The sequence below is a fragment of the Rhizobium sp. BR 250 genome (genome assembly GCF_047445855.1).
Lineage (GTDB): Bacteria > Pseudomonadota > Alphaproteobacteria > Rhizobiales > Rhizobiaceae > Agrobacterium > Agrobacterium tumefaciens_I.
Genome location: NZ_JARWKW010000001.1, coordinates 532,231 through 549,957 on the forward strand (window position 1 = coordinate 532,231; position 17,727 = coordinate 549,957).

A 17,727-nucleotide genomic window follows, 5' to 3' on the forward strand; every position below is an offset into this window, starting at 1 on the left:
TCTTCACAGGGCGGTGAGGATCACCGAAAAGCTGGCAACGAAGACAGCGATGGAGGCGAAAGCGGCAACGTCACGGATGAAATCAGTCATTGGTCTCTCCTTACTCGTTATGTTCCAATTTTGTTCTCATTTTGTTCGATTGTCAACAGGGTTCTGCTGATATTCCTCTTGCTAATGCAGCAGAATCGCCTCCGGTTCCCCGATGAGGTGCAACAAGCCCCTGACTCCAAAGCGAAAAAATCCGGAGGCAAAAACACCTCCGGGTTCGGAAAAAATTCAGATGTGGAGAACAGGCATCCCTTGCAGGGTGCTGACGGGCCGACTCGCCCGCTCGACATGACCCCTTCCAGAACCGTTCCTTCCATGACGGAAGTGATCGTCTCAAATGCTGCGGACGCACGGGATGCACGAGGACCGGTCTCGTGCAATCGACGTCAGAAATCGACTATCTTGCCGTCGGCAAGTGTGACGCGTCGGTCCATGCGGGCAGCGAGTTCGTGATTGTGGGTGGCGATCAGCGCCGCGAGGCCGGACTGGCGCACCAGCGCCTCCAGCGCATCGAAAACATAATGCGCGGTTTCCGGATCGAGATTGCCGGTCGGCTCGTCGGCCAGCAGCAGGAGCGGCGCATTGGCGACGGCGCGGGCGATGGCGACGCGCTGCTGTTCGCCGCCGGAGAGTTCGGCCGGGCGATGTTCGCCGCGATGACCGACCCGCATATAGTCGAGCAGCGCGCTGGCACGCTTGCGGGCTTCCGCCTGCGTGAGACCGGCGATGAGCTGCGGCATCATCACATTTTCCACTGCCGAAAATTCCGGCAGGAGATGATGGAACTGATAAACGAAACCGATATCGCTGCGACGGATCGCGGTACGCGCTTCATCCGGCAGGCCGTTGCAGGGCGCGCCGTTGATGAAGACCTCGCCGGCATCAGGATGTTCGAGAAGCCCAGCCAGATGTAGCAACGTCGATTTGCCGGTGCCCGAAGGGGCGACCAGCGCCACCATCTCACCACTCTTCAATTCAAAATCGGCCTTGCGCAGAATGGAAAGCGATGTCTCGCCCTGACCATAGGTTCTCTCGACACCGGTAAGCCGCAGCACTGTTTTTTTTGCCATATTGCGAAGCGGTCCTTATTCGTAACGCAGGGCCTGCACCGGATCGAGCTTGGAAGCCCGCCAGGCCGGGAAGATCGTTGCCAGGAAAGAGAGCGTGAGCGCCATGATGACAACGGAAATGGTCTCGCTGATATCCATTTCAGCCGGAAGCTGGCTCAGGAAATAAAGCTGCGGATCGAACAGCACCGTGCCGGAAATCCACGAGAAGAACTGGCGGATCGATTCCACATTGAGGCAGACGATGACGCCAAGCGCCACGCCGGCAAAGGTACCGACCATGCCGATGGCTGCCCCGGTCATGAAGAAGATGCGCATCACCGCACCCGAGCTTGCCCCCATGGTGCGCAGAATGGCGATGTCGCTGCCCTTGTCCTTCACCAGCATGATGAGGCCGGAAATGATGTTCAGCGCCGCCACCAGAACGATGAGGGTGAGGATCATGAACATCACGTTTCGTTCCACCTGCAGGGCGGAGAAGAAGGTCTGGTTCCGCTGTCTCCAGTCGGTGATATATATCTGCCTTCCGGCCGCCTGCTCCACCAGCGGACGGATGCCGTCGACATCATCAGGACGACTGACATAAAGCTCGATGGACTGCACGATGCCGTCGGCATTAAAATAGAGCTGCGCCTCGGACAGCGGCATATAGATCATCGAGGCGTCATATTCCGACATGCCGATCTCGAAGACGCCCGATATCTTGTAGGATTTGACGCGTGGATTGACGCCCATCGGCGTCACGTCGCCTTCCGGCGAAATCAGCGTGATATCGTCGCCCGCCGTCACGCCCAGCTGGGCGGCGAGCCGCGAGCCGACGAGAACGCCATCACCCGCCATGAAGCCGACGAGATCGCCGGTCTTGATGTTGGTGGCGACTTCCTTGACCTTGTCGATATCTTCCTGCCGCACGCCGCGCACCAGCGCGCCGGAACCCGCACCGCCACGGCCGGAGGCCAGCGTCTGGCCCTCCACCAGCGGCAGGGCCATGGTGACGCCGGGAACGGCGGCGAATTTCTTCGCCAGTTCATCGTAATTGTTGAAGGGCTGGTCGATCGGCTGCACGATCATATGACCGTTGATGCCGAGAATGCGGGAGATCAGCTCGGTGCGGAAACCGTTCATCACCGCCATGACGATGATGAGCGTCGCCACGCCCAGCATGATGCCGACAAAGGAAAACCCGGCAATGACGGAAATGAAGGCTTCCTTGCGCCGCGAGCGCAGATAGCGCCAGGCCACCATACGTTCAAAAGCGGAAAACGGCCGGGCGGTCTTTGCCCCGGCGGAAACAGCCGCACCCTTTTCAGCCTCGGCTTGTGCCATGTCGTCTCCCTGATCTCACACTGCAAGGCCGGTCTTTTCCGAAAACCGGCCTCTATTTCTGCGGCACCCGCGCTGCGAAAGGGGAGCGGACTTCGCCCGAAGCCGCTCCCATCTTTCCCTGGCGCTTAGCCAAGCACCTTGTTCATCGCCGCTTCGATCGTCACGGTTTCCCGTTCGCCGCTCTTGCGATCCTTCACTTCGACTTCGCCATTCGCAACCGAACGCGGGCCGACAATGATCTGCAGCGGCACGCCAATCAGATCGGCGGTGGCGAATTTCTGGCCCGCACGGTCGTCCGTATCGTCGTAGAGAACATCCTTGCCGGCGTTGGAGAGCGAGGAATACAGCTTTTCACAAGCCGCATCGCAGGCCGCATCGCCAGCCTTCATGTTGATGATCACGACATCGAAAGGAGCGACCGAGGCCGGCCAGATGATTCCGTTCTCATCATGCGATGCTTCAATGATGGCGGGAACAAGGCGTGTCGGCCCGATGCCATAGGAACCCATGTGGACAGGGTGTTCCTTGCCATCCTTGCCCTGCACTTTCGCGCCCATCGGCTCGGAATATTTGGTGCCGAAATAGAAGATGTGGCCAACCTCGATGCCGCGCGCGGAAAGGCGCTCGCCATCGGGAATGGCGTCGTAGGCGGCTTCGTCATGCATTTCTGACGTCGCGGCGTAATCGGCCGTCCATTCGTCGAACACGCCCTGCAGCGCCGCGACATCGTCGAAATCGGTGCTTTCGGCCGGAATGGCACGGTCAAGGAAGCTCTTGTGGCAGAAAACCTCGGATTCGCCGGTATCGGCCAGAATGATGAATTCGTGGCTGTGGTTACCGCCGATCGGGCCGGTATCGGCGCGCATCGGAATGGCGCGCAGGCCAAGACGCTCGAAGGTGCGCAGATAGGCCACGAACATCTTGTTATAGGAATGGATCGCGTCTTCCTTGGTGAGGTCGAAGGAATAGGCGTCCTTCATCAGGAACTCGCGCGAGCGCATGGTGCCGAAACGAGGACGCACCTCGTCGCGGAACTTCAGCTGGATGTGATAGAGGTTCAGCGGCAGGTTCTTGTAGGACTTCACATAGGAACGGAAGATGTCGGTGATCATCTCCTCATTGGTGGGGCCGTAGAGCATCTGGCGGTCCTGGCGGTCCTTGATGCGCAGCATTTCCTTGCCGTAGTCGTCGTAGCGACCGCTTTCCTGCCAGAGCTCAGCCGTTTGCAGCGTCGGCATCAGAAGCTCGATGGCGCCCGCACGGTTCTGCTCCTCGCGTATGATCTTGTTGACCTTGTCCAGCACGCGCTTGCCAAGCGGCAGCCAGGAATAGATGCCAGCCGATTGCTGCCGGATCATGCCGGCGCGCAGCATGAGGCGGTGAGAAACAATCTCGGCTTCCTTGGGATTTTCCTTCAGGATGGGCAGGAAATAACGGCTAAGACGCATGACGGCTTCCATTGATACGGACGATAGCGACCAAAGGCGCGGGAATCGCCCCGAATAGAGGGATATTGGCGCCGGATATAGCCGTTTCCCGCCAAGAAGAAAACCCGGCATGAAAAGAGTGATAAAGGCCATTTCAAGGTATTTTCGCGATAGCTAATTCGCGTCAAAACGCTTTGGCCGGAATAATATTCTTGATCGGGTGCGACATAATGCACCACAGAGAATTTTTTGCCGACTGTAACAAATATGCAAAAAATGAGATGACAAGCATGGGGGTTTGAGCTAGCTTTAGCTTACAAAAGAGGCAGGAAGTTTAAATTCTTGTCATTTTCGCGGTCAGTCTTGGGAGGATCAGATCTTAGGCGCGCTCGTTCGCAGCCCCGGCAACGGTTACAGATCACGCGAAACCTGGAAAACAAGGCTGAAAGGCCTTGTTTTTTTTTGATCTCAGCACACAAAAGCGCCCCGGCCCGTTATTCCGGTAAAATTATGGCGGTGAATCAGCCGCCAGACACGCTTATGCTGTTTGCACGACAGAGATGACATCCATATGACAGTGTTCTGCGCATTCCCAGGCGGAACAGGCCGCGCCGTTAGCGCGTCACAACTCTTTCCCTGCCGGCTTCGGCCACCGTCGTCCGGTTTAGATGTCTCGGTGGGCTGCATCCATTGAAGTCGAAGGCAAAGGGCCGTGCATTCTCTCGGCGTCCTCGCTTTGGTGACGAAGGGCGCCCAGTCAAGGCTGCCGGCGAATACCGATACCTCAGTCGAAAACGGGAATGATCCTCGGAAGATCATCAAGGCTCACGTCGAACCACCAGGTTCCGCCGTACCAGAGCCCACAGATCAGGGCGGAGATCAGGGTCGTCCACAGAACGATCCGCCCGCCCCGGAATCGCGACGGCGCGCTCGCCACCGTGCCCAACGCCACCTCACCCTCCTCCGCCTGCGTGCGCAGGCCGATAGGCAGCACGATGAAAAGCACCGTCCACCACACGATGAAATAAACGGCGAAGAGCGAAAGAAGCGGCATGTGATCCTCCTGCACAATGCGCTCTTGTAACGCATTCATCTGCGAACCGGAATCATTTCTCCGCAAGAAGCACAAAAAGCCTTGGGAGGACGAACAGAACCGATCTTTGCCCAGGCGCCCCCAGATCGCTGACGAAGGCGCGCGACCGCTCCTCCGTCATGCCGGGCTTGATCCGGCATCCAGCCACGGCGCGTCTGCGCCGTGAGACGAGTCTTTACGCGATCAAGGACTTGATCGCGCTGGACCCCGGATCTAGTCCGGGGTGACGGAGTGCGGATGATACTATCGCCCGAAAGCTCCTGCCTCTCCGGCTCAGACTTTCGTGACGAACACGGTCACGATCGGCTTCTTGCCCCAGCTCTGGTTGGCAGCGGCGCGCACGGCGCGGCGCACCGCTTCACGCAGCAGATCCAGATCCTTGCGGCGGGCACGCGGAATGCTTTCGACCGCACCGAGCACGGCGTCATAAAGCGTGTCTTCCATCGCCTCGTCCTCGTCATCGAACTCAGGCAGGCCGAAAGGCACGACATCGGGATCGCCGTGGAAGTCGTAACGGCTGTCCAGCACGACATTAACCGCGACATGGCCGGCGAAGGAGAGCTTGCGGCGGTTGCTGATGCCCATCTCGTCCATATCACCAACGAGATTGCCATCCTTGAAGACGCGGCCATGCGGCACGTCGTCGATGACTTCCGCGGGACCGGGCGCCAGACGCAGAACATTGCCGTTGCGCACCTTCGGCACCTGGGAAATACCGGCCTGTTCGGCCAGCTCCTTCTGCGCCACCAGATGCGCCGCTTCACCATGCACGGGCACGACGATCTGCGGCTTGGTCCATTCATACATCTTCAGAAGTTCATTGCGGCGCGGATGGCCGGAAACGTGAACCAGCGCCTCATTGTCGGTGACGATATGCACGCCCTGCTCGATCAGGCCGTTCTTGATATCGATGATGGCCTTTTCATTGCCGGGAATGGCACGCGAGGAAAACACTACGGTATCGCCGGACGCCAGCGCGACATTGCGCATCTCGTCACGCGAAAGCTTGGCGAGGGCTGCACGCGGCTCGCCCTGCGAACCGGTCAGGATCAGCACGACACGGTCCCGCGGAATATAGCCATATTCGTCTTCGGCCAGGAACGGCTTGATGCCTTCCATGATGCCGAGATCCTGCGAAACGTTGACGACCCGCTTCAGTGACGAGCCAAGCAGCAGCACCTCGCGGCCGGCCGCTTCCGCCGCCTGCGCAATCGAGCGGATGCGCCCGACATTGGAGGAGAAGGTGGTGACGGCCACTCGGCCTTCGGCACTTTCGATGATCTGGCGCAGGCCTTCGGAAACCTCGTGTTCGGAAGGCGACACACCATCGCGCACCGAATTGGTGCTGTCGCACATCAGCGCCAGCACGCCCTCTTCACCGATGGCGCGGAAACGCGCCTCATCCGTCAACGGACCGAGCGACGGCGCCTCGTCGATCTTCCAGTCGCCGGTGTGGATGACGTTGCCGAGCGGCGTGCGGATAACCAGCGACATAGGCTCCGGAATGGAGTGATTGACACCGACCGCCTCGATTTCGAACGGACCGACATTGATGCGGTCGCCGGCCTTGAAGATCGTCACCGGAATTTCGGCACGGGTGCCTTCATAGGCGCGCTTGGCTTCCAGCATGCCGGCGGTGAAAGGCGAGGCATAGACAGGCACGTTGAGGCCGGGCCAGAGATCGTTCAGCGCACCATAATGGTCCTCATGGGCGTGGGTGATGATGATGCCCTTGAGGTTCTTTTTCTGCTCAGCGATGTAACTGATATCCGGCAGCACCAGATCGACGCCCGGCAGGTCCAGGCCGGCGAAGGTCACGCCACAATCCACCATGATCCATTGGCGCTTGCTTTCCGGCCCGTAACCGTAAAGCGCCAGATTCATGCCGATTTCACCCACGCCGCCAAGCGGCACAAAGACCAGTTCGTCCTGTTTAGCCATTGTTTTTCTTATCCATTCACGAAAGCGCACCGGCGCCGGCAATTTGCCGCGCCCGCCACCTCTATCCAGCATCGGACCTGTTGAACCATCTGATCGACCGGGCCGATGCGGAACCGGTTTGTCACCCTGCATTTCATGAGCCGCAGGAAAGCTCCAACCTCCGGGATCCGGTTCGGCGCGGGCTCCTCGGCCGCACCGTTCACCTCATCCGAAAAACACGTCGCCGGCGGCGATGGAGCGCCTTGCGCCCTCGTCCTCGTCCAGCAGCAGATAACCATTATCATCAATTCCGACAAAACGCCCGCCAATCGAACGGTCCGGAAAATTGACGGTGATGTGTTCGCCAATCCCGCAGGCGGCGGCCCGCCAGCCGGCCATGATGCCGGAAACGCCCCTGCCCTCGTCCCAGTCCCGCAGAACCTCCGCCGTTTCGCGGAAGAGATGGGCAAAGAGTTCATCCGGCGAGCAGGACGCGCCATGTTCGGAAAGCATGGTGACGGGATAGAGCGGATTGTCCGGCTTATGGGCAATGTTGATGCCGATGCCGATGACGATGGCACGCCGTCCGTCGGGCAGCAGCTCCGCCTCCATCAGGATGCCGCAGGTCTTGCGGCGGCCGATCAGCACATCGTTCGGCCATTTGATTTCGAGCGGTTCACCACCCGTCGGCAGCACCGCACGAATGGCGCGATAGACCGCAAGCGCGAAAGCAAGCGGCAGGGAGCCGATGCGCTCCATCGGCGCGGGATCGATCAGAAGAAGCGAGGCATAAAGATTGCCGGGTTCGGAGACCCATGGACGGCCACGACGGCCACGACCGCCGGTCTGGCGGATGGCGGTAACCCACAGGTTGCCGCCATCACCTGCCCGCGCCCGGGCGAAACATTCCAGATTGGTCGACGGCGTCTCCGCCATCGCCTCGTGCCGGAAGTCATCGATGGACATCCGGCCCGTATGCCTGTGTGTGCTGCTCAAAAGAAGGTCTTCGCCGCAGCGGTCACCGCATTGCCAAGCGCGCCGCCGAAGACGACGAAGGCAACGACGAACAGGGCTGAAAGCGCATAAACGACCTTCAATTCACCGGCCGGACGTTCGAACTTGTCCTTGGCCTCATCGAACCACATGACCTTGACGACGCGGATATAATAATAGGCGCCGACGACCGAGCCGATAACGCCGATGACGGCGAGCGCATAGAGCTTTGCCTCGATGGCGGCGAGGAAGACGTAATACTTGCCGAAGAAGCCGGCGAGCGGCGGGATGCCGGCAAGCGAGAACATCAGGATCGTCAGCACAACCGCCATGAAGGGATTGGAGGCCGAAAGACCAGCGAGATCCTCGACAGTCTCGACATTGCCGATTTCCTTGCGGCGCATGGAGAGAATGCAGGCGAAGGTGCCGAGCGTCATGACCATATAAACGGTCATGTAGAGAATAACGCCGGCAACACCAGCCTGCGTGCCAGCGGCAAGGCCGACCAGCGCATAACCCATGTGACCGATGGAGGAATAGGCCATCAGACGCTTGATGTTCTTCTGGCCGATTGCGGCAAAGGAGCCGAGCAGCATGGAAGCGATGGAGATGAAGACGACGATCTGCTGCCAGTCGGCAAAGACCGGCTGGAAAGCCTCGACGACGATACGAACGAGGATCGCCATGGCGCCGATCTTCGGTGCGGCAGACAGGAAGGCAGTGACCGGGGTCGGCGCGCCTTCATAAACGTCCGGCGTCCACATGTGGAACGGCACGGCGGAAATCTTGAACGCAAGACCGGCGAGAACGAAGACCAGACCGAAAACGAGGCCGAGCGAGCGGGTTTCCGACGCCAGAACCTGTGCGATTTCAGTAAAGCCGGTATTGCCGGTGAAGCCGTAAACCAGCGACATGCCGTAAAGCAGCATGCCCGAGGAGAGCGCACCAAGAACGAAATACTTCAGGCCCGCTTCCGTGGAGCGCAGGCTTTCGCGGTTGATGGCGCACACGACGTAAAGCGCCAGCGACTGCAGTTCCAGCGCCATGTAGAGCGAGATCAGGTTGTTGGCCGAGATCATCAGCAGGATGCCCAGCGTCGCAAGCACCAGCAGCACCGGATATTCGAAACGGCCGATCGGCTCGAAACGGCCCTGGCCAACGGCCAGGATCATGGCGGTGATGGAGCCGATCAGCGCCAGAACCTTCATGAAGTTGCCGAAGGCATCGGCGATGTAGACACCGCCGAAAGCCACGCCCGATGCGGGGGCGAAGATGATCCAGAGACCGACGACGAGCAGGAGGGCAACGGCAAGGCCGGTGACCGTCGTTGTCGACTTGTCGCCCGAGAAGACGCCAATCATGAGCAGCGCCAGCGCGCCGACCGCAAGGATCAGCTCGGGCGTCGCGATGTGCAGACTGGCAAAAAGGATTTCAGCGGTCATGTCCAACGGGTCCTGTCGTCAATTCATAGTGAGCGCAACATTTTGCGCCGCCTGCAATGCAGCCGTATAGTTGTTTACCAGAAGATCGACCGATGCGGCGGTGGCATCGAACACCGGTGCCGGATAGACGCCGAAGAAGATCGTCAGAGCAACCAGCGGATAAAGGATGACCTTTTCGCGGGTCGACAGATCGAGCATCGATTTCAGGCTTTCCTTCTCCAGCGCACCGAAGATCACGCGGCGGTAAAGCCACAGCGCGTAAGCGGCCGAGAGGATGACGCCGGTTGCCGCAAACAGTGCGACCAGCGTGTTGGCACGGAATACACCGATCAGCGTCAGGAACTCACCGACGAAGCCGGAGGTACCGGGCAGACCGACATTGGCCATGGTGAAGATCATGAAGGCCACGGCATATTTCGGCATGTTGTTCACGAGACCGCCATAGGCGGAAATCTCGCGGGTGTGCAATCGGTCATAGACCACGCCAACGCAGAGGAAGAGCGCGCCGGAGACAATGCCGTGCGACAGCATCTGGAAGATCGCGCCCTGCACGCCCTGAACATTGGCGGCGAAGATGCCCATGGTCACGTAACCCATGTGGGCGACGGAGGAATAGGCGATCAGCTTCTTGATGTCATCCTGCATCATCGCCACCAGCGAGGTGTAGATGATGGCGAGAACCGAGAGCGTGAAGACGAAGGGTGCGAAATAATCCGACGCCAGCGGGAACATGGCGAGCGAGAAACGGATGAAACCGTAACCGCCGAGCTTCAGCATCACACCGGCCAGAATGACCGAACCGGCGGTCGGTGCCTGAACGTGTGCATCCGGCAACCAGGTATGCACCGGCCACATCGGCATCTTGACCGAGAAGGCGGCAAAACAGGCGAGCCACAGCCAGGTCTGCATGCCGGCCGGGAATCCGTATTTCAGGAGTTCGGTGATGTCCGTCGTGCCGGCCTGCCAGTACATCGCCATGATGGCGAGCATGGTGAGAACCGAACCGAGCAGCGTATAAAGGAAGAACTTGTAGGATGCGTAGACGCGATCCTTGCCGCCCCAGACGCCGATGATGATGAACATCGGGATCAGCGTCGCTTCGAAGAAGACGTAGAAGAGAACGGTATCCAGCGCCACGAAGACGCCGATCATGACGACTTCCAGAAGCAGGAAGGCGATCATGTATTCCTTGACGCGCTTTTCGATCGAATCCCAGCTTGCCAGCACGCAGAAGGGCATGAGGAAGGTGGTGAGGATGACGAAGAGCATGGAGATGCCGTCGACGCCCAGATGATAGGCGGCGATATTGCCGAACCATGCGTGTTTTTCGACCATCTGGAAACCGGGGTTCGAATTGTCGAAACCGATCCAGACGAACAGCGACACCAGGAAGGTGAAAACGGTCGTCAGCAGCGAGACATTGAGAATGTTGCGGCGACCGTAAGGGCCGTTCTCATTTGTCAGAAGCAGGAGCACCACGCCGACGAGCGGCAGAAAGGTGACCGTTGAAAGAATGGGCCAATCGGTCATCAGAAGGCACTCCCGAGCATCATCCAGGTGACAAGCGCCGCGATGCCGATCAGCATCGCAAAGGCATAATGATAGAGGTAACCGGATTGCAGGCGGACCATGCGGTTGGTCACGTCAACCACACGCGCTGCAATGCCGTTCGGTCCATAGTGGTCGATGACGGCGACGTCGCCCTTCTTCCACAGGAAGCGACCGAGCGCCTTTGCGGAACGTACGAAGAGGAAGTCGTAGAGTTCGTCGAAATACCACTTGTTCAAGAGGAACTGGTAGAGGCCGCGATGGGTCTCGGCCAGACGCTTCGGCGTCTCCGGCGACTTGATATACATGTACCATGCGGTCACGAAACCAAGCGCCATGGCGAAGAACGGGCTCCACTTCACCCACAGCGGCACGTGGTGGAATTCCTCGAGGATTTCGTTTTCCGGAAGTGTGAACAGGGCACCCTTCCAGAATTCGGCATATTCATGACCGAAGAAATAACCTTCGAAGAGCACACCGGCGAAGATCGCGCCGACGGTGAGGATGAAGAGCGGGATCAGCATGACCATCGGCGATTCATGCACATGGTGCATAACGTCGGCGGAAGCGCGCGGCTTGCCGAAGAAGGTCATGAAGGCCAGACGCCAGGAATAGAAGCTGGTGAACAGCGCAGCGATAACCAGCAGTGTGAAAGCGAAACCGGACAGCACCGAATGGGACGCGTAAGCGGATTCGATGATGACGTCCTTGGAGAAGAAGCCGGCAAAACCGATCATCGTGCCCGGGATACCAACGCCGGTCAGCGCCAGCGTGCCAACGGTCATGGTCCAGAAGGTGATGGGGATATGCTTGCGCAGGCCACCCATGTAACGCATGTCCTGTTCGCCATCGACGGCATGGATGACCGAGCCGGCGCACAAGAACAGCAGGGCCTTGAAGAAGGCGTGCGTGAAGAGGTGGAATACGGCGGCACCATAAGCGCCGACGCCGAGCGCCACGAACATGTAACCGAGCTGCGAGCAGGTCGAATAGGCAATCACGCGCTTGATGTCGTTCTGCACGAGACCGACGGTCGCGGCAAAGAAGGCGGTGATCGCGCCGATCAGCGTCACGACGGTCAAGGCATCATGCGACAGTTCGAACAGCGGCGACATGCGGGCGACAAGGAAGACGCCGGCGGTAACCATGGTTGCGGCGTGAATGAGGGCCGAAACCGGGGTCGGGCCTTCCATCGCGTCCGGCAGCCAGGTGTGCAGCAGAAACTGCGCCGACTTACCCATGGCACCCATGAAGAGCAGCAGGCAGACGCCCGTCATCGCATTGGCCTTGTCCAGCTGCATGCCGAACAGGTTGATGACGGTTTCGGTGGAAGCGGCACCTTCGGCCGGCAGATAGGTGCCGGCGGCGGCGAAGATTGTTTCCAAATTGATCGAGCCGAACAGCACGAAGACACCGCCAATGCCGAGGATGAAGCCGAAGTCACCGACACGGTTGACGATGAAGGCCTTCATGGCGGCGGCAGAGGCCGAAGGTTTCTTGAACCAGAAACCGATCAGCAGATAGGACGCCAGACCCACGCCTTCCCAGCCGAAGAACATCTGCAGCAGGTTGTCGGAGGTTACCAGCATCAGCATGGCGAAGGTGAAGAGCGACAGATAGGCGAAGAAGCGCGGACGATGCGGATCGTGGTGCATGTATCCGATCGAATAGAGGTGCACCAAGGTCGAGACCGTGTTGACCACGACGAACATGACGGCCGTCAACGTATCGATGCGGAACGCCCACTCGACATCGATGCCGCCGGACTGGATCCAGCGCAGCACGGTGACCTTGATCACCTCGCCCGGCTCGCCATGGGCGAGTGCAATGTTGAAGAACACGATCCACGACAGGATGGCGACCACGATCATCAGACCGGTGGTGACATATTCCGAGGCCTTGGCGCCGATAGAGCGGCCGAACAGGCCGGCGATCAGGAAGCCGATCAGTGGAAGAAAGACGATAGCCTTGTAGATCATAGCCTTATCAGCCCTTCATCATATTGACGTCTTCCACGGCGATCGATCCGCGGTTGCGGTAGAAGACAACGAGTATTGCAAGACCGATGGCCGCTTCGGCGGCTGCGACGGTCAGAATGAAAAGTGCGAAGACCTGGCCGACGATATCGTTCAGGAAGGCCGAGAAGGCCACCATGTTGATGTTGACGGCGAGCAGGATGAGTTCGATCGACATCAGGATGACGATGACGTTCTTCCGGTTGAGGAAGATGCCGAAGACGCCGATCGTAAAGAGGATGGCGCTGACCGTCAGGTAGTGGGAAAGACCGATTTCCATATTCTGTTTCCTTGGATCCGTTCGCGCCTCAGATGCCCTGGCCCGGCTTGACCTTGACCGTGGTAACGGCGGTCTTCGGGTCGCGGCCAACCTGCGTGGTTATATCCTGCCGCTTGATGTCGGTGCGATGACGCAGCGTCAGCACGATGGCGCCGATCATGGCCACCAGCAGCACGAGGCCGGCGAGCTGGAAGAAATAGACGTAGTTGGTATAGAGCACATCGCCGAGCGCCGCCGTGTTGGTGCGTTCCGTCACCGGCGGGATCGGCATGGTGATCGATTTCGCCGCCTGCGGGTTCAGCACGCTGCCGCCGACAACGACGATCAGTTCAGCCGCGAGGATGATACCGATCAGCGCGCCGACCGGGGCATAATGCAGCACGCCGGAGCGAAGCTCGGCGAAATCCACATCCAGCATCATGACGACGAAGAGGAAGAGCACCGCAACGGCGCCGACATAGACCACCAGCAAGATCATGCCGAGGAATTCGGCCCCCGTCAGCAGGAACAGCGCGGCTGCGTTGAAGAAGGTCAAGATCAGAAACAGCACCGAATGAACAGGGTTCTTCGATGCGATGACCATGAACGCAGACGCCACGGCGACGAAAGCGAATATATAAAAAAATACAGCGTGCAGACCCATCTTGGTGCCTTCTTGTCCTCATCGGGAGAAGATGGCTCGAAGGCCCCTCACCCGTTTCGTCCCCGCCGGCGAAAACCGCGCAGGCATTTTACTTTTCATCGCTCTCCGGGGTCGCCCCCGGAAAGACGGTTGCACCTTAACGGTAAGGTGCATCCAGTGCGAGGTTGCGCGCGATTTCACGCTCCCAGCGGTCGCCATTGTCGAGAAGCTTCTGCTTGTCGAAATAAAGCTCCTCGCGGGTTTCCGTCGCGAATTCGAAATTCGGGCCTTCGACGATGGCATCCACCGGGCAGGCTTCCTGGCAGAAACCGCAATAGATGCACTTCACCATGTCGATGTCGTAACGCACCGTGCGGCGGGTGCCGTCATTGCGGCGCGGGCCGGCTTCGATGGTGATCGCCTGAGCGGGACAGATCGCTTCACACAGCTTGCAGGCGATGCAGCGTTCTTCACCGTTCGGATAACGGCGCAGCGCGTGTTCACCACGGAAGCGCGGCGAAACCGGACCCTTTTCGAAAGGATAGTTGATCGTCGCCTTCTGCTTGAAGAAGTGGCGCATGGTCAGGAAGATCGCGCCTACGAATTCCTTCAGGAACAGCGAGTTGACGGCTTGGGAGAGGCTTGCCATCTCAGTCTCCAGATCTTTGAGCGAGGAGTTCAGACATCAACCGGCCCACCCCGTCAGCTTCAATACGAATGCAACAATAACGACCATGGCGAGCGACAGCGGCAGGAACACCTTCCAGCCAAGGCGCATGAGCTGGTCATAACGATAACGCGGAACGAAAGCCTTGGTGAGCGCGATCATGAAGAAGACCATGCAGCCCTTCAAAGCGAACCAGACAATGCCCGGAACCCAGTTCAGGAACCACACATCCACGATCGGCAGCCAGCCGCCGAGGAACAGGATCGTCGTCAGGCAGCAGATCAGGACGATCGCGGCATATTCGCCGAGCATGAACATCATGTAAGGCGTGGAGCCGTACTCGACCATGTGGCCGGCAACCAGTTCCGATTCCGCTTCCGGAAGGTCGAAGGGCGGGCGGTTGGTTTCGGCAAGGCCCGAGATGAAGAACACGATGAACATCGGGAACAGCGACAGCCAGTGCCAGTCGAGGAACGATGCCGGCAGGCCGAGCATGGTGCCGAGGCCGGTGCGCTGTGCAAGAACGATATCCGTCAGGTTCAGCGAGCCGACGCAGAGCAGAACGGTGACGATGACGAGACCGATCGATACTTCGTAGGACACCATCTGCGCGGCCGAACGCAGCGCGCCGAGGAACGGATACTTCGAGTTCGAAGCCCAGCCGCCCATGATGATGCCGTAGACTTCAAGCGACGAGATCGCGAAGATGTAGAGAATGCCTACATTGATATTGGCGACGACCCAGCCATCGGCGAAGGGAATGACGGCATAGGTGGCGAGCGCCAGCGTCACGGCGACAAGCGGCGCCAAAAGGAAGACGGCCTTATTGGCACCGGCCGGAATGACCGGTTCCTTCAGGATGAACTTCAAGAGGTCGGCGAAGGACTGGAAAAGACCAAAGGGACCAACGACGTTCGGACCACGGCGCAGCTGCACGGCTGCCCAGACCTTACGGTCGGCAAGCAGAAGGAAGGCGATGGCCACGAGAAGGCAAACGAGAAGCAGCAGGGACTGGCCGACCATGATCAGCGCGGGCCAGACGTAGCTCCAGAAAAACTGTTCCATAAATCCCCTACCCTTACTCTGCCGCAGCCTGGAAATTGTTGCGGGCCAATGCGGAGCACTCGGCCATGACGGCAGAGGCGCGCGCAATCGGGTTCGTCAAATAAAAGTCTTTTACCGGCGAGGCAAACGCCGACTTGGTGAGCGAGCCGGTTTTGCCGGCCAGCGCTTCGATATCCTTACCGTTGCCGGCGGCGATCTCGTCGGTTTCCGCCAGATGCGGATGCGCGACATAAAGCTGGCCGCGCAGCGCCGACAGCGAATCGAACGGCAGCTTCTTGCCGAGAACGTCGGACAGAGCACGCAGGATCGCCCAGTCTTCACGGGCTTCGCCCGGTGCGAAACCGGCGCGGTTGCCCACCTGAACGCGACCTTCGGTATTGACCCAGATACCGGATTTCTCGGTATAGGCCGCACCCGGAAGGATGACGTCGGCGTTCATCGCGCCCTGATCGCCATGGCTGCCGATATAGACGGTGAACTTGGCGCCCTTGTTGGACAGGTCGAGTTCATCGGCGCCGAGCAGGAAGAGAACGTCCATCGAAGCGACCATTTCGGCTGCGGCAACACCGCCCTCGCCCGGCACGAAGCCAATATCGAGACCGCCAACGCGGGCGGCGGCAGTGTGCAGCACCGAGAAGCCATTCCACTCTTCGGTAACAGCGCCAACCGAAACGGCAAGCTTTGCAGCAGCCGCGAGAACGGCAGCGCCATCGGCACGCGCCAGAGCGCCCTGGCCGATGATGATCAGCGGGTTCTTGGCGGATTTCAGCTTGTCGATGAAGCTGTGCGAGCCATTGGCCAGATCCGAAAGCGTTTCAGCACCCGAACCGAGATATTCGTAATTGTAGCGCAGTTCACCAGCCTCACCGATCACGCCGATCGGGAAACCGCCGCGACGCCAGCGCTTGCGGATGCGCGCGTTGAGCACGGCCGCTTCGAAGCGCGGGTTGGAACCAACGATCAACAGGGCGTCGGCCTGTTCGATGCCTTCAATGGTGGAATTGAAGATGTAGCTAGCGCGACCCAAAGACGGATCAAGCGCTGCGCCATCCTGGCGGCAATCGACATTGGCCGAGCCGAGCGAAGCGAGAAGCGACTTCAGCGCGAACATTTCTTCGACGGAAGCCAGATCACCGGCGATTGCGCCGATCTTCGAACCAGACGTTGCGGCAACCGCCTGCTTGATGGCGCCAAAGGCTTCACCCCAGCTTGCAGGCTGCAGACGGCCGTCCTTGCGGACGTAAGGCCGGTCGAGACGCTGCGTCTTCAGGCCGTCCCAGATGAAACGGCTCTTGTCGGAAATCCACTCTTCGTTGATCGCCTCGTTGACGCGCGGCATGACGCGCATGACTTCGCGGCCACGGGTATCGACGCGGATGGCTGAACCGAGAGCGTCCATCACGTCGATGGTTTCGGTCTTGTTCAGTTCCCACGGACGGGCGGTGAAGGCGAAAGGCTTGGAGGTGAGCGCGCCGACCGGGCAGAGGTCAACCACGTTGCCCTGAAGCTCGGAGGTCATGGCCTGCTCGAGATAGGTGGTGATTTCGGCATCTTCGCCGCGGCCGATGAGGCCGAGTTCGGCAATGCCGGCAACTTCCGTCGTGAAACGGACGCAGCGCGTGCAGTGGATGCAGCGGTTCATCACCGTCTTGACGAGCGGGCCGATATATTTGTCTTCAACCGCGCGCTTGTTTTCCGCGTAACGCGAACCGGCGATACCGAAGGCCATGGCCTGGTCCTGCAGGTCGCATTCGCCGCCCTGGTCGCAGATCGGGCAATCGAGCGGATGGTTGATGAGCAGGAATTCCATCACGCCTTCGCGGGCCTTCTTGACCATCGGCGTGTTGGTGAAAACTTCCGGCAATTCGCCGTTCGGGCCACCGCGAACGTCGCGAACGCCCATGGCGCAGGATGCGGCAGGCTTGGGCGGTCCGCCCTTCACCTCGATGAGACACATGCGGCAGTTACCCGCGACCGACAAGCGCTCATGAAAACAAAAGCGCGGAACTTCAGCACCCGCCTCTTCGCACGCCTGCAACAGCGTGAAATGATCCGGAACCTCGATCTCTTTACCGTCAACCTTGAGCTTTGCCATGGTTCTACTTACGTCCTGTTACCTGTTCGTCCCATGTCTCACACGGTCCGCAACAAATCCTTAATCGCGCCCGGCATCCGAAAAATCGCCAGACGCTTCATGGTGTCGCGGGGCCGGAA

At 59.5% G+C, this 17,727-nt stretch carries 14 protein-coding genes; all 14 read right to left on the minus strand.

Annotation, left to right across the window (positions count from 1 at the left end):
- Positions 1-434 precede the first annotated feature (434 nt).
- Positions 435-1,118, minus strand: coding sequence for an ABC transporter ATP-binding protein (locus QD336_RS02645; RefSeq protein WP_499169187.1), 684 nt, complete (start codon positions 1,116-1,118; stop codon positions 435-437).
- Positions 1,119-1,133: 15 nt separating this feature from the next.
- A complete protein-coding gene (locus QD336_RS02650; RefSeq protein ID WP_499169189.1) occupies positions 1,134-2,441 on the minus strand; it encodes a lipoprotein-releasing ABC transporter permease subunit in 1,308 nt (435 codons plus the stop codon).
- A gap of 125 nt (positions 2,442-2,566) precedes the next feature.
- Positions 2,567-3,889 carry a proline--tRNA ligase gene (gene proS, locus QD336_RS02655; protein ID WP_499169191.1) on the minus strand — a complete coding sequence of 441 codons (1,323 nt, stop codon included), beginning with the start codon at positions 3,887-3,889 and terminating at the stop codon, positions 2,567-2,569.
- 763 nt (positions 3,890-4,652) lie between these two features.
- Positions 4,653-4,922: a DUF1467 family protein gene (locus tag QD336_RS02660; protein WP_269343744.1), complete on the minus strand. Its 270-nt coding sequence runs from the start codon at positions 4,920-4,922 to the stop codon at positions 4,653-4,655.
- A gap of 312 nt (positions 4,923-5,234) precedes the next feature.
- The gene (locus tag QD336_RS02665) at positions 5,235-6,902 is read right to left on the minus strand and encodes a ribonuclease J (RefSeq protein ID WP_269343745.1); all 1,668 of its coding nucleotides are present in this window, start codon (positions 6,900-6,902) and stop codon (positions 5,235-5,237) included.
- A gap of 204 nt (positions 6,903-7,106) precedes the next feature.
- Positions 7,107-7,847, minus strand: coding sequence for a biotin--[acetyl-CoA-carboxylase] ligase (locus tag QD336_RS02670; protein ID WP_499169193.1), 741 nt, complete (start codon positions 7,845-7,847; stop codon positions 7,107-7,109).
- Positions 7,848-7,873: 26 nt separating this feature from the next.
- Complete coding sequence (gene nuoN, locus QD336_RS02675) at positions 7,874-9,316, minus strand: NADH-quinone oxidoreductase subunit NuoN (protein ID WP_269343748.1); 1,443 nt, start codon at positions 9,314-9,316, stop codon at positions 7,874-7,876.
- Positions 9,317-9,334: 18 nt separating this feature from the next.
- Entirely contained in the window at positions 9,335-10,846 is a 1,512-nt protein-coding gene (locus QD336_RS02680) for an NADH-quinone oxidoreductase subunit M (RefSeq protein WP_269343749.1), read from the minus strand.
- Complete coding sequence (gene nuoL, locus QD336_RS02685; RefSeq protein WP_269343750.1) at positions 10,846-12,843, minus strand: NADH-quinone oxidoreductase subunit L; 1,998 nt, start codon at positions 12,841-12,843, stop codon at positions 10,846-10,848. The genes QD336_RS02680 and nuoL overlap by 1 nt, the downstream gene beginning before the upstream one ends.
- A 7-nt stretch (positions 12,844-12,850) precedes the next feature.
- Positions 12,851-13,159: an NADH-quinone oxidoreductase subunit NuoK gene (gene nuoK, locus QD336_RS02690; RefSeq protein ID WP_003521516.1), complete on the minus strand. Its 309-nt coding sequence runs from the start codon at positions 13,157-13,159 to the stop codon at positions 12,851-12,853.
- 28 nt (positions 13,160-13,187) lie between these two features.
- Positions 13,188-13,802 (minus strand): NADH-quinone oxidoreductase subunit J, encoded by a 615-nt coding sequence (locus tag QD336_RS02695; protein WP_499169196.1) that lies wholly within the window; start codon positions 13,800-13,802, stop codon positions 13,188-13,190.
- Between the two features lie 136 nt (positions 13,803-13,938).
- Positions 13,939-14,430 (minus strand): NADH-quinone oxidoreductase subunit NuoI, encoded by a 492-nt coding sequence (nuoI, locus tag QD336_RS02700; RefSeq protein ID WP_004441327.1) that lies wholly within the window; start codon positions 14,428-14,430, stop codon positions 13,939-13,941.
- Positions 14,431-14,466: 36 nt separating this feature from the next.
- Positions 14,467-15,513, minus strand: coding sequence for an NADH-quinone oxidoreductase subunit NuoH (gene nuoH, locus QD336_RS02705; RefSeq protein WP_269343757.1), 1,047 nt, complete (start codon positions 15,511-15,513; stop codon positions 14,467-14,469).
- A 13-nt stretch (positions 15,514-15,526) separates the two neighbouring features.
- On the minus strand, positions 15,527-17,608 hold the full coding sequence (gene nuoG, locus QD336_RS02710) for an NADH-quinone oxidoreductase subunit NuoG (RefSeq protein ID WP_499169198.1): 2,082 nt from the start codon (positions 17,606-17,608) through the stop codon (positions 15,527-15,529).
- Between the last annotated feature and the right edge of the window lie 119 nt (positions 17,609-17,727).